Annotated in this window: 13 protein-coding genes; 9 read left to right on the forward strand and 4 right to left on the reverse strand. The window is 69.5% G+C overall.

Going from position 1 to position 12,648, the window contains the following annotated elements:
- Positions 1 to 70: 70 nt before the first annotated feature.
- Positions 71 to 1,330: a serine--tRNA ligase gene (serS, locus tag GPX89_RS21340; protein WP_157389403.1), complete on the reverse strand. Its 1,260-nt coding sequence runs from the start codon at positions 1,328 to 1,330 to the stop codon at positions 71 to 73.
- A 148-nt stretch (positions 1,331 to 1,478) separates the two neighbouring features.
- Between serS and GPX89_RS21345 the strand changes: the two genes are divergently transcribed.
- The 6 genes from GPX89_RS21345 (at position 1,479) to GPX89_RS21370 (ending at position 7,191) form a co-directional block, all read left to right on the forward strand.
- A complete protein-coding gene (locus tag GPX89_RS21345; RefSeq protein ID WP_157389404.1) occupies positions 1,479 to 3,068 on the forward strand; it encodes a GMC family oxidoreductase in 1,590 nt (529 codons plus the stop codon).
- 264 nt (positions 3,069 to 3,332) lie between these two features.
- Positions 3,333 to 4,409, forward strand: coding sequence for a septum formation family protein (locus GPX89_RS21350; protein WP_157389405.1), 1,077 nt, complete (start codon positions 3,333 to 3,335; stop codon positions 4,407 to 4,409).
- A gap of 19 nt (positions 4,410 to 4,428) precedes the next feature.
- Positions 4,429 to 4,782, forward strand: a complete 354-nt coding sequence (locus tag GPX89_RS21355; RefSeq protein WP_157389406.1) for a metallopeptidase family protein — start codon at positions 4,429 to 4,431, stop codon at positions 4,780 to 4,782.
- 80 nt (positions 4,783 to 4,862) lie between these two features.
- A complete protein-coding gene (locus tag GPX89_RS21360; RefSeq protein ID WP_157389407.1) occupies positions 4,863 to 5,174 on the forward strand; it encodes a PE domain-containing protein in 312 nt (103 codons plus the stop codon).
- Positions 5,175 to 5,188: 14 nt separating this feature from the next.
- Positions 5,189 to 6,376, forward strand: coding sequence for a PPE domain-containing protein (locus tag GPX89_RS21365; protein ID WP_157389408.1), 1,188 nt, complete (start codon positions 5,189 to 5,191; stop codon positions 6,374 to 6,376).
- Complete coding sequence (locus GPX89_RS21370; protein WP_328602127.1) at positions 6,373 to 7,191, forward strand: ESX secretion-associated protein EspG; 819 nt, start codon at positions 6,373 to 6,375, stop codon at positions 7,189 to 7,191. Before GPX89_RS21365 ends, GPX89_RS21370 begins: the two co-directional genes overlap by 4 nt.
- On the opposite strand, the gene GPX89_RS21375 is transcribed toward GPX89_RS21370, so the two are convergent.
- The 3 genes from GPX89_RS21375 to GPX89_RS21385 all read right to left on the reverse strand — a co-directional run bounded on the left by GPX89_RS21375 (position 7,192) and on the right by GPX89_RS21385 (position 9,270).
- Positions 7,192 to 7,854, reverse strand: a complete 663-nt coding sequence (locus GPX89_RS21375) for a histidine phosphatase family protein (RefSeq protein WP_328602128.1) — start codon at positions 7,852 to 7,854, stop codon at positions 7,192 to 7,194.
- Entirely contained in the window at positions 7,851 to 8,768 is a 918-nt protein-coding gene (gene pheA / locus GPX89_RS21380) for a prephenate dehydratase (protein ID WP_328602129.1), read from the reverse strand. Before pheA ends, GPX89_RS21375 begins: the two co-directional genes overlap by 4 nt.
- 82 nt (positions 8,769 to 8,850) lie before the next feature.
- Positions 8,851 to 9,270: a hypothetical protein gene (locus GPX89_RS21385; protein ID WP_328602130.1), complete on the reverse strand. Its 420-nt coding sequence runs from the start codon at positions 9,268 to 9,270 to the stop codon at positions 8,851 to 8,853.
- Between the two features lie 114 nt (positions 9,271 to 9,384).
- On the opposite strand from GPX89_RS21385, the gene GPX89_RS21390 reads away from it, so the two are divergent.
- From GPX89_RS21390 to GPX89_RS21400, 3 genes are all read left to right on the forward strand, one after another.
- The gene (locus GPX89_RS21390) at positions 9,385 to 10,155 is read left to right on the forward strand and encodes a DUF2470 domain-containing protein (protein WP_198347531.1); all 771 of its coding nucleotides are present in this window, start codon (positions 9,385 to 9,387) and stop codon (positions 10,153 to 10,155) included.
- 133 nt (positions 10,156 to 10,288) lie between these two features.
- Positions 10,289 to 11,086, forward strand: a complete 798-nt coding sequence (locus GPX89_RS21395; RefSeq protein WP_157389409.1) for a CPBP family intramembrane glutamic endopeptidase — start codon at positions 10,289 to 10,291, stop codon at positions 11,084 to 11,086.
- A gap of 50 nt (positions 11,087 to 11,136) precedes the next feature.
- Positions 11,137 to 12,585: an LCP family protein gene (locus GPX89_RS21400; protein ID WP_157389410.1), complete on the forward strand. Its 1,449-nt coding sequence runs from the start codon at positions 11,137 to 11,139 to the stop codon at positions 12,583 to 12,585.
- Positions 12,586 to 12,648 lie beyond the last annotated feature (63 nt).

Here is a 12,648-nt window from a genome sequence, read left to right on the forward strand (position 1 = left end):
CTAGCCTAGACATAAGCCCAGCCAGCGGTAGACACAACCGCCGGAATAAGCCACGCCGAGTAGCGAATTCTCAGCGCGGTACCAGCACGTCGGTACCGACGAAAGGCACCAGCGCAGCGGGCACCCGCACCGATCCGTCGGCTTGCTGATGGTTTTCCAGCAACGCGACAATCCACCGGGTTGTCGCCAATGTGCCATTCAGGGTGGCGGCGGTCTGCGGCTTGCCGTTCTCGTCGCGGTACCGGACATTGAGCCGACGGGCCTGGAACGTCGTGCAATTCGAGGTCGAGGTGAGCTCGCGGTAGGTCTGCTGGCTGGGAACCCAAGCCTCGCAATCGAATTTGCGCGCGGCCGAGGAGCCCAGATCGCCGGCGGCCACATCGATGACGCGGTAGGGCACCTCGATGGCGGCCAGCATCTCCTGCTCCCAGGCCAGCAGCCGCTTGTGCTCGGCCTCGGCCTGGTCCGGCGTGGTGTAGACGAACATCTCCACCTTGTCGAACTGGTGCACGCGAATGATGCCGCGGGTGTCCTTGCCGTAGCTGCCCGCCTCGCGGCGGAAGCACGACGACCAGCCCGCGTACCGCTTCGGCCCGGCGCTCAGATCCAGGATCTCGCCCGAGTGATAGCCCGCCAGCGGCACCTCCGAGGTGCCGACCAGGTACAGGTCGTCCTCTTCCAGGTGGTAGACCTCGGCGGCGTGCTGGCCCAGGAAGCCGGTGCCCTGCATGACCTCCGGGCGCACCAGCACCGGCGGGATCATCATGGTGAACCCGTTGGCCGTCGCCTTCTGGGCCGCCAGCTGCAGCAGACCCAGCTGCAGCAGCGCGCCGTAACCGGTGAGGAAGTAGAAGCGCGAGCCCGAGACCTTCGCGCCGCGCTCCATGTCGATGATGCCCAGCGACTCACCCAGGTCCAGGTGATCCTTGGGCTCGAAATCGAATTCGCGCGGGGTGCCGACGTGGTCGAGCACGATGTAATCGTCCTCGCCGCCCGCGGGCGCGCCCTCCTGGATGACGTTCGACAGCGCGCGCTGGGCGGCGACCATCTCGGCGTCGGCGGTGTTCTCGGCCGCCTCGGCCTCCTTCACCTTGGCCGAGAGCTCCTGCCCGTGCTTGAGCAGCTCGGCGCGCTCGTCCGGGGAAGCCTTGCCGACCTTCTTGCCCAGGGCCTTCTGCTCGGCGCGCAGATTGTCGGCCGTCGCGACCGCCGCGCGACGGGCGGCGTCCGCCTCGAGCAGGGTGTCCACCAGGGAGGGGTCCTCACCGCGAGCACGCTGCGACGCACGAACCGCTTCCGGGTTTTCCCGCAGGAATCGAAGGTCGATCATGCAGCTCAGCCTAGTGTGCGGGCTCCACCCAATTTCGTGTAGGTCCGCTCATCCGCCCCACGACCGGCCGATTTCCACCCTAGGGTTAGCCCATGGGACGGCAGGCAGTCCGGAAGTGGCTCCGCCGTGGTCTTTCGGAGGAGTCACGATGACCCAGTACACCCCGCATACCGCCGATTTCGTCGTAGTCGGAGCCGGATCAGCGGGGGCCGCGGTGGCGGCACGATTGAGCGAGCGACCGGGGACCAGCGTCGTGGTCCTGGAGGCGGGCGGGGAGGACAAGGACAAATTCGCGCACATCCCCGCGGCCTTCAACCAGCTCTTCGAGGGACCCAACGACTGGAACTACCGCACCGAACCCCAGTCCGAACTCAGCGACCGGCGGGTGTACTGGCCGCGCGGCAAGATGCTCGGCGGCTCCTCCTCCATGAACGCCATGATGTGGGTGCGCGGCTTCGCCGCCGACTACGACGAGTGGGCCCGCTACGCCGGACCCGAATGGTCCTTCGCATCGGTGCTCCCCTACTTCCAGAAGATGGAGACCGTCGAGGAGGCCAGCGAACCCGGCGAAGGCCGCAACGGGCCGCTGCACATCTCCCGCCAGCGCAGCCCGCGCCCGCTCACCCACACCTACCTGCAGGCCGCCGCCGAAGCCGGATACCCGGTGGAACGCGCGAATCTGGACCGGCCGCAAGGCTTCTCGCAGACCATGGTGACCCAGAAGCGCGGCGCGCGCTGGAGCACCGCCGACGCCTACCTGCGGCCCGCCCGCCAGCAGGGACGCAATATCACCGTCATCACCGACGCCCACGCCACCAGAATCTTGTTCGAGGGCACCCGGGCCATCGGCGTGGAATTCCGGATCGGCGGCGAGACCAAGCAGATCACCGCCAAGCGCGAGGTCGTGCTGTCGGGCGGGGCGATCAACAGCCCGCAGCTGCTGATGCTCTCGGGCATCGGCGACGCGGATCGGCTGCAGGAGCTCGAGATCCCGGTCGTGCGGCATCTGCCCGAGGTCGGCCGCGGCCTGCGCGACCACCTGGCCGCGCCCATCGTCTACCGCACCACCGCGGGCAGCCTCTACGGTGCGGACAAGAACCTGCTCGAACTCGCCAACTACCTGGTGCTGCGGCGCGGCCAGCTCACCTCCAACATCGGTGAGGCCTACGGATTCACCCGCAGCCGCGAAGATCTCGACCTGCCCGACCTCGAACTCATCTTCGGCCCCGCGCCCTATATCGCCGAGGGTCTCGGCGATCCGGACGGGCACGCGCTCACCTTCGCCGCGGTGCTGCTCAAGCCGGAATCCATCGGCAGCATCACCCTCACCTCGCCCGACCCGTTCACCGCGCCGCGGATCAACCCGCGCTACTGCACCGAACCCGCCGACCGCGCCGCGCTGCTCGCGGGCCTGCGCACCTGTGTCGAACTGGCACACCAGCCTTCGATGAAGGCGCACATCGGCGACCTCATGCAGCCGGCCGTCCCCTCCGACACCCCGATGGAGGAGATCCTGCGCCGCTGCCTCGAGGACCACTCGCACACGCTGTACCACCCGGTCGGCACCTGCGCCATGAGCAAGGACGAGAACAGCGTGGTGGATCCGCAACTGCGGGTGCGCGGCATCGAGGGCCTGCGCGTGGCCGACACTTCGGTCATGCCGATCATCACCCGCGGCCACACCCACGCCCCGGCCGTCATGATCGGCGAGAAGGCAGCCGACCTCATCCTGTCGTAGGGAGATTCCCCCGTCATCCCGGCATGCTCTTGGCCGGGATCCACACCGCCGGTTCATGTCCCGTCGATGTGGATCCCGGCCGAAGCCGCGCCGGAATGACGGAGCGGGGTGCGAAGTTGGGCGTGAACGCAGGTGGTTCGTGGCGAGGGTGAGAGGGCGCTGCAATGATGGGCACCGATGCCTGAGCAAAAGATGCCTCCGCAGTGGCCCTCGTCTTCCTCGTCGAAGCGCCCCGGGCCGCCGAACCGTCGCAAGCCGACGGCGATGGATCGATTGCTGTCGCCGGTGCGCGCGGTGGAATCCAAGCTGGACAAGAACGGTCCGCTCTCGGCGTCGACGGTCCGGTGGGGGCTGCTGGCGATGGCGGTCGGCGTCACGCTGGCCGTGCTCATCACCATGTTCGTCTCCAACGGCTTCGACTCCAATCGCGTGAAGGCGCACGCGCCGGGGGCCACCCCGCCCACCGGCGCGGTCGCGGGCAGCGCCTTCGGCACGGCCGCCGCGGGCGACTGCCTGACCTGGTCCAAGGCCGGCGCCACGGACCTCAAGAAGCTCGACTGCGGCAGCAAGCACATGTTCGAGGTGACCGGCGTGGTCGACCTGAGCAAGTACCCGGGCCGCGAGTTCGGGCCGGGCGCGGCCTATCCGGACTCGCTGCGATTCACCGAGCTGCGGGATGAGCACTGCGTCAGCGCCTCCCAGGCCTACCTCGGCGGAAAGCTGGATCCGCGCGGCAAATTCGACGTCGGACTGATCCAGCCCGGCAAGGACGGCTGGAAGGCCGGCGAGCGCACGCTGCGCTGCGGCCTCCAGGTCAAGACGACCAACGGCGAGGCCGCCATCACGTCCACGGGCAGCGTCCGCGACGTCAATCAGTCCAAGGTCTACGACACCGGCACCTGCATCGGCATCAAGAACGGCCTGCCCACCGGCGAGCCCGTCGACTGCACCCAGCCGCACACCTACGAGATGATGTCGACCGTCGACCTCGGCACCCACTTCAATGGTGGCCCGCCGTCCAAGGACGAGCAGGACAAATTCATGTCCGACCAGTGCGCCAAGGACGCGGGCGACTACCTCGGCTCCCCCAGCGCGGTCCTCGACAAGACGCTCACCGTCTTCTTCGACTACGTGGACGCGCGCAGCTGGCTGGTCGGCAGCCGCAGCCTCAACTGCATGGTCGGCAAGGGCAACGACCAAGGCTTCTCCTCGATCACCGGAAGCGCCAAGGGCGACATCCAGATCGACGGCCAGGTCCCGGTGCCGCCGCCCAACAACGGCCGCTACACCCCGCCGCCGCTGCCCGGTGCGTCCCCGCCGGTTATCCCCCAGCCACGCTGAACCGGCGGTAGCCGACACCATGGCAGTGCGCATGACCGACGACCGCTTCGAGGAACTGGTCGGCGATGCTCTCGACCTGATCCCGTCGGAGTTGTCACAGGCGATCGAGAATGTGGTGGTGCTCATCGAGCCGCGCAGCGACGAGGACCCCCACCTGCTCGGTCTCTATCACGGCATCGCCCTCACCGACCGGGACTTCAGCCACTACGGGGGCGTGCTGCCCGACACCATCACCATCTATCGCGAGGCCATCCTCGAGATGTGTCACAGCGAAGAAGAGGTGGTCGAAGAGGTGGCAATCACAGTGATTCACGAGATTGCCCACTATTTCGGGATTGACGACGAGCGCCTTCATCAGCTGGGATGGGGCTGAACAGCGGCGCTGGGAACCGATCAGCAAACCTCTGCGTCCAATCTTCATATCCGGGGTGGAACGTAGAAGGGAACCCGCACATGGTTGGCCATGTCCTCGTGCAGCCCGAGGTGATTCTCGCGGCGGCCCTCGAGCTCGACCTGCTCGCCGAACGCCTGGCCGCCGCCGCGAGCGCGACCGCGCCGGCGACCCACGTGCTCCCCTCCGGCACCGAGGAAGTCTCCTTCCTGGCCGCCGCGCATTTCAACAACGCCGCGTTCACCCACGACCACTCGGTTGCCCAGGGCATTCTCGAGCTGCATCACGCGGCCGCCACCCTGCGCAGCCAGCTGGCCCAGTACCTGGCCCAGGACGCCCTGCGCGCCGCCGGTCTCGCCGCGATCCAGGTGTAGGAGGGGAGATACACATGACGCTGGGAATCACCGGGGTGTTCTGGCTGCCCCGCATGGCCGAATTGAATTCCGTGTCCCTCAATGCCGGGACGCACGCCATTCCGCTGGTGGCCGCCAATTCCGCCTGGAGTGCGCTGACCGCCTCGTGGGTGGACGCCACCACCACGGTCGCCCGGGTCATGGCCGAGATCGGGGTCGGACTCGAAGGACTGAACGGCATCAATGTGCTCGCCCGCCTCGGTGTCTTCACCGGCTGGGCCGAACAGCAGGCGGTGATGGCGGGCGTGATGGCCGGTAAGGCCGCCGCCAATGCCACCGCCTACACCGTGGCCTCCATCGCCATGCCGAGCCTGCCCGAGATCGCGGCCGTGGACGCCGCGCGGGTGGCCGCGTACTCCAGCGGCGGCGCGCTCAACGGCACCGCCGAAGCCGCCGAGGCCGCCAAGCTCGCCCTCGACATCCGGGCCGCGCTGGTGATGGAAACCTACGAGGCCGCGACGAGTCTGATGGTGATGACGCCGGGGCAGTTCCTCATGCCGCCGCCCATCGCCATGGGCGCGGGCAATGCCAATGCCGGCGGGGACGCCTTCGCCAACAGCAGCGATCCCATCCAGGCGGCGCTGGGCGCGGCCGCGGCGCTGGCCCAGAATCCGGCCGTCACCAGCGCGCTCTCGCAGGTCGCCCAGGTGGCGGGAACGGTCGTCACCAGCGGTGTGACCAGCGCGGGAAACGTTGCGAGCACGGCCATTACGGCCGTCGCCAACGCGGTCACCCAGGGTCCGGGCCTCGGCGGCGCGAGCATGCCCGCGACGGCGGGTGCGGGCGCCGCGGCCGTCGGCGTGGGCGGCGGGGCGCTGGCCACCCAGGCCGTGTCCTACAACGGTGTCGGCGCGTCGGTGAGCATCGGCAACGGCGGCGGCACCCTGCAGCTTCCCAACGGCTGGGGCTCGGGCCTCGGAAACGCCGGTGGCACACCGGCTCCCGCCGCGCCCATGATGGCGGAACCGGTGAGCGTCGCCACGACTCCGGCCTCGACCGCTCCGGTCCGGTCCTCGGGCACCAGCCCGCTGCTCGGCAGCCAGGGCAGCGACGAGGAAGAGACGCACCGCGGCGCCGATTACGGCCGCTCCGCAGAGGTGTTCGCCGACGGCCGGGTCATCGCGCCCGCGGTCATCGGCGGCGATCCGCTGGCCGACCGGTGACCGTCCTCGGCGAGGGGCGCGGACCGTCGCTGCTGGGTTCGGTGACGCTGTCACTGGATGAAATGCAGTATCTCCAGGAGACATTGGGGATCGACGAGCTGCCCGTGGTGCTGGACGCCATGGGCCGCTACGACAATGCCGCCGACCACGACGCCGCCATGGCCGCGGCGGCCGCCGCGCTGACCGAGCGCGACCTGCTCGACGACGACCAGGTGCATCCGGAGCTGGCGGCCCGGCTGCGGGTGCTCTACCGGCCGCACTGGGTGCTGGCCGTGCGCTGGTACGTGGCCGACCAGGTCAACCGGTTCTGCCTGGCCAAGGGCGAGGACTTCGAGGTGGTGGCGCTGCGCGGGCCCGGTTCGTATGTGATCGACGAGGCGAGCCACGACCTCGCGGGCACGGTGCTGGCCGCGCTCGGCCCGGCCGAGCCGCTGGAACTGGCCGGCATGAACGCGCCCACCGCGGACCTGGTCCCCATCTTCGACGACGCCGGTGATGCCACCGCCACGGCGAACCGGCTGGCGAAGGTGTGCAACCCGGCCCGCGACGCACAGGTCATCGCTTCGGCTCTGGTGCAGGTGGATTCGCACGCGGAGATCGTCGGAGTGCTCTACGGGGACGGCTCCCGCGAGGTCGCCGACAGCCATCTCGCCATGTACGACACCCGGCACGGACGGTTCCTGGCCATCACCACCACCGCCGACGACGGTACCAAGTGGACCTCGTTCGCCACCGGCACGCCGGCCCGATTCCGCACCGCCCTGCAGGATCTGCTCGAATCCCTGCCGCTGCGAACGGAATTCCCGAGCTCCTAGTCAGCCCATCGGGTCGTCGCCGGTCGGCGCGATGGCATCGGCGAACGGGGCGGGGTAGCGGCCCCAGCGGGTGCACTCCCAGAGGTTGTTCTCGAACGGGAGCAGCTCGATGGTCTCGGTATTGTCGAGATGATTGTTCGCCGCGAAAAGCCTTGGCACACCCGTGAGTTCCCGCGACACCAACCGCATGGCCGCACCGTGGCTGACCAGGATGACATCCTCGGCGTCCGGCTCGGAGAGATACTCGTCGCGAATGCGTTGCAGGGCGGGGATATAGCGGGCGAGCACATCCTCACCCGATTCGCCGCCCGGCACTCTGACGCTCAGATCGCCGAAATGCCAGGCGTGGTAGACCTTCTGGAATTCCTCGTGCGCGGCCCTGGTGTTCGAGCCCTCGAGATCACCGAGCTGCACCTCCTGCAGATCGTCGAGCACCTCCAGCGGCACGCCGGTGGCCGCCTCGATGTAGCCGCCGGTCTGCCTGGCCCGCAGCGCCGCCGAGGAGAACAGCCGCTGCGGCGGTGTCACCAGATTCGAACCGAAGGTCTTCGCCTGCGCCACACCGCGTTCGGTGAGCGGTAGGCCCGGTAGGCGGGTGTCGAGGATCTTGCCGACATTGCCCTCGGTCTCGCCGTGCCGGACCAGGATGAGTTTGCCGGTCACAGGTCGGCCACCCCCTTCTTCAGATCGGCCAGCCAGGCCGAGGCGGGTGCGTCGGGCGGCGGCGGGGTTCCGGTGGCCGAGGTGGCGGGCCAGGAGCCGAGGAAACGGATCCGGGCGGCGGTGCGGTGCAATGCCTTCAGGGCCTCGGCCACCGCGGTGTCGTCGATGTGTCCGACGCAGTCCAGGTAGAAGCGATAGGTGCCCATGCCGGTGCGGGTCGGCCGGGACTCGATGCGGGTGAGATCGATGCCGCGGGTGGCGAATTCGGCGAAGGCGCGCATGAGCGAGCCCGGCTCGTTGGCCAGCTCCAGCACGATCGAGGTGCGATCGGCGCCGGTGCGCGCGGGCGCGGACTGTGGCGCGGCGACCAGCACGAAGCGGGTGACGGCCTGATCGACATCGGCGACCCCGTCGGCCAGGGTGGTCAACCCCAGGCGCTCACCGGCCAGTGCGGTGGAGACGGCGGCCTCGGCGTGCCCGGCCGCGACATCCTCGGCGGCCGCGGCATTGGAGGCGGAGGTGTACATCTCGGCGAGCGGCATGTTCACGGCCAGCCACATGCGGACCTGGGCGGCCGCGACCGGATACGCGGCGATCCGGCGCACCTCGGCGAGCTCGATGCCGGGGCGGCCCACGATCGTGAAGGCCACGTCGAGATCCGTCTCGGCCATGATCTGCAAGCGGGGGCCGACGGCCAGCGCGTCCAGCGTCGGCGCGATGGAACCCTCGACCGAGCTCTCGATCGGCACCACCGCGCCCGCGGCCTTGCCCGCCCGCACCAGCTCGATCGCCGCCCCCTGGCTCGGCGCGGGGACGCGCTCGACCGGCCCATCGAAGGTTCCGGTGGACTCCAGTTTGGCGAGGGCCATCTCCGTAAAGGTTCCCGACGGCCCGAAGTAGGCGATGCGCGGCACGGTTACGACATTACTTGCGTGTGCGCGGTCACCCCCGGCTTTGGCCGACTCCCGGGTAACTTCGCACCCCGACCGGGCCGGATCAGGCACCGAGCACGGCCAGCGCCGCGGTGACGTCGGCGACCGCGGCGGTCTCGACGGCCAGCAGCACCTCACGCAGCGCCTCGACCGCGGGCGGCTTCAGCCCGGTGAGGAACTCGAGGTCCGGGGAGGTCAGCGCGGCCCGGATGTCGTCGCCGATGAGCGCGGCCACGGTCGCGGCGATGCCCGCCAGCGCCCGCTCGCCGGAATCGGTGCGGAGCACGAAACCGCTGTCGCCGTGGACGATTCGCACCAGGAACTCCGACACCGCTTCGTCGTCGAGCCCCGGATCGAGCACCTCGACGCCCGGATCGGCGGAGACGGGCCGGACCAGGTCCTGCGCCAGACGGCGGGCCGGGCGCGGCGGGACGGACAGGCTGAGCGCGACCGGCTCGGGCGCGTGGGACGAATCGTGCGGCACGCCTTCACGGTAGCGATCGGCTCGTCGCCGCCGGGACGGCCTCCCGGGAACCCCTTGCGCCCGCGATCCACGTCACTTAGCTTAGGTTTACCTAATTCCAATCCGGAGGTGTGTATGCCACCCGCGGCCCAGCTCGTCGCACCCACAACCGCCGAACGCGTGCACAGCGCCTGCGCCCACGCCGAGAACGCGATGCTGGCCCTGCCCGGCCTCGACCCGGCGCCCACCTCGGTGCATCTGCTGCGGCAGTGCGGCGACATGGTGGTGGCGGTACCCATGAACTCCACCGCGGCCGGGCTCGTACTCGGCTGCGGGACGAACGGATCCCCGGCGGTCCTGGAACTCACCGATCAGGCGCCGCTGGCGCTGCGCGAGCGGGTGCGCGCCCTGGTCTGGCTGCGCGGGTGGGTGCACGCCGTCCCGTCACACGCCCAGCGCGCGCTGGCCGGCGCGGTCGCCGCCGACCACCCGCATCCGGCGCTGCTCGACGTCGGCCACACCGCCACCCTGCTGCGGCTGGTCATCGATTCCGCGGTCGTCGCCGACACCTCCGGGGCCGACTCGGTCGACCGCGATCGGCTCCGCGACGCCCGGCCCGACCCGTTCTGCGCCTTGGAAGCGGGCTGGCTGCAACACCTGCAGGCCGACCACGCCGACGTCATCGACCGCCTGGCCCGGCGCCTCCCGCACGCCCTGCGCCGCGGAGCCCTCATCCACCCGCTGGCCATCGACCGCTACGGCGTCACCCTCCGGGTCGAGGCCATCGACGCCGACCACGACATCCGCATCCCCTTCGACCACCCCGCCGACGACATCGAATCCCTGAGTCGCGCCGTACACGCCTTGGCGGGCAACCCCTTTCGCGGCGGTGTCCACCGCATCTGACCAACCGTGCCGCGGGCGTGGTGTTACCACCGCCGATGCCGGGCCGCTGATCTTGTGATCGGGCCCGGCGGGATGGAAGCGCCGCAGACACCACGGGGTGTCGGCCGGTGTGTACGCGCCTAGATTGACGGGCATGGTCTCGGCTGCTGAATCCGCTCCCACCTGGCCCACGCCCGAGTCGTCCGAGCAGGTCCGGCGGGCGATCAAACTCGAGGTCGCGGTGGTGCTGGCCATCACCTTCGGGCTGAGCGGGGCCAACGCGGCGCTGTCGCTGCTGGAGAGCGCGCTCTCGCCCGGCGGGGTGGGCGGGCAGACGGTGGCGCTGAATCCGTCCCGGGCCGCGCAGTCGACCATCGATCTGCTGTTCCAGCTGCTCGGCGTGGCCAGGCTGCTCGGATGGGCGGCGCTGGGGCTGTATCTGTTGTGGCGCAGCGGGATCGCGCCGCGCGCGATCGGGCTGGTGCGGCGGCTGCGCCGGCGCGCCGACATAATGCCGGGACTGCTGCTCGCGGCGGTGATCGGGATCCCCGGGCTGGGCCTGTATCTGACGGCGCACGCGCTGGGGGTCAGCGTCACCATCGTGCCGAGTTCACTCGAGCACTGGTGGCGATTGCCGGTGCTGGTGCTGTCCGCGTGGGCCAATTCGGCGGCCGAGGAAGTCCTGGTGGTCGCCTACCTCATCACCCGGCTGCGCGCGCTGGGCTGGTCGGAGAATCGCTCGCTGCTGGCCTCGGCTCTGCTGCGCGGCAGCTACCACCTCTACCAGGGGCTGGGCGGCGGGCTCGGAAACATCGTGATGGGGTTGATCTTCGGGCGCTACTGGCAGCGCACGAACCGGCTCTGGCCGCTGCTGCTGGCGCACGCGCTGATCGACACGGTCGCCTATGTCGGCTACACCTTCCTGCGCGGACACGTTTCCTGGCTGCCGTAATCCAATCGGAACGAGCCACGCGAGCGCTGCGGTCGGTACTGTTTCTGGTGATGAACGGCGACGACCCCCAGCACTTTGCAAGGATGCGCCGGGAGCCGCCGCCGGGACGCCCGGGCGAGCCCCCGGCGCGACCGCAACGACCTATGGCGAATCCCGGGCAATCACAGAGACCTTCGTCTCACCGATCGCCCGGAGAGGGCCGACCCGTTAACGGCGACGGGCCCCGGATAGAACCAACCCAGGTGATCCGACGCGATGAATCCGGCCAGGCCCTGGCGTATTCGCAGGTGCCGCCGAATCGTGCACCGGCGCCACCGAATCGGCCTGCGGCCGATCGAGTCCCGCCGCGGGGCAATCGGGTTCCGCCACCGGGCAATCGAGGCCCGGGCCGGGAACCCGCGGGCAGCCCGATGGGATATGCGCCCACCCAGCGGCCCGAACCCTTCCGCGACGAACCGCCCCGCACGCCCCCGCCACCGCTGCCTCCGGGCAAGCGCCGCGGCGGCGGCGACCGCCCGCCGCGCGGCTCCCGGCCGCGCAAGAAACGGCACTGGTTCCGCTGGATCCTGTCGCTGCTGGTCGTGCTGCTGCTGATACCGGTCGCGGCGGCGATCTATGTCGACACCCACCTCACTCGAATCGATGCGCTCGCGAACTACCAGGGGCGGGTCGGCGACACGCCCGGGACGAACTGGCTTCTGGTCGGATCCGACAGCCGCTCGGGACTGAGCAAGGAGCAGGAACAGCAGCTGTCCACCGGCGACTCCTCCGATGTCGAGGGCGAGCGCACCGACACCGTCATGCTGGTGCACATCCCCAAGTCGGGGCGGCCCACGCTGGTCAGCATCCCGCGCGACTCCTATGTCAGCATTCCCGGCGTCGGCAAGGACAAGATCAACGCGTCCTTCGCCGCCGGCGGGGCGCAACTGCTGGTCAAGACCGTCGAGGGCGCGACCGGACTGCACATCGACCATTACATGCAGATCGGCTTCGGCGGCTTCGCGAACATGGTCGACGCGGTCGGCGGCATCGACATGTGCCTGGACGCCCCGATGAACGATCCGCTGGCCGGGATCAACCTGCCCGCGGGCTGCCAGAAGCTCAACGGTCCCGAGGCCCTGGGCTTCGTGCGCTCGCGCGCCACCCCGCGCGCGGACCTGGACCGCATGCTCAATCAGCGAAAGTTCTTGAACGCCTTGCTGAAGAAGGCGAGCAGTCCGGCCACGCTGGCCAACCCGTTCCGGTCCTGGCCGCTGGTGAGCGACCTGACCGCCGCGCTGAAGGTCGACAACGGCGCGCACATCTGGAACCTGGCGTCCCTCGGCAATGCGCTGACCGACGATCCGATCACCACCACCGTGCCGGTGGGCGGGTTCGAGGATGTCGCGGGCAGCGGAAATGTGCTGCTCTGGGACAAGACGAAAGCGAGTGCGTTCTTCGACGCGCTGGCCAAGGATCAGCAGGTGCCCTCCGACTTGATCACCACCGTCGGGAGCTAGTCGAATTTAGGCAATACTTGCCTCAATTAGGTTGTGCTCAATAAGGCTTGACTTGGATGACAC

Origin of the sequence: Nocardia terrae, assembly GCF_009760405.1 — a bacterium.
In the GTDB taxonomy this organism is placed as follows: domain Bacteria; phylum Actinomycetota; class Actinomycetes; order Mycobacteriales; family Mycobacteriaceae; genus Nocardia; species Nocardia terrae.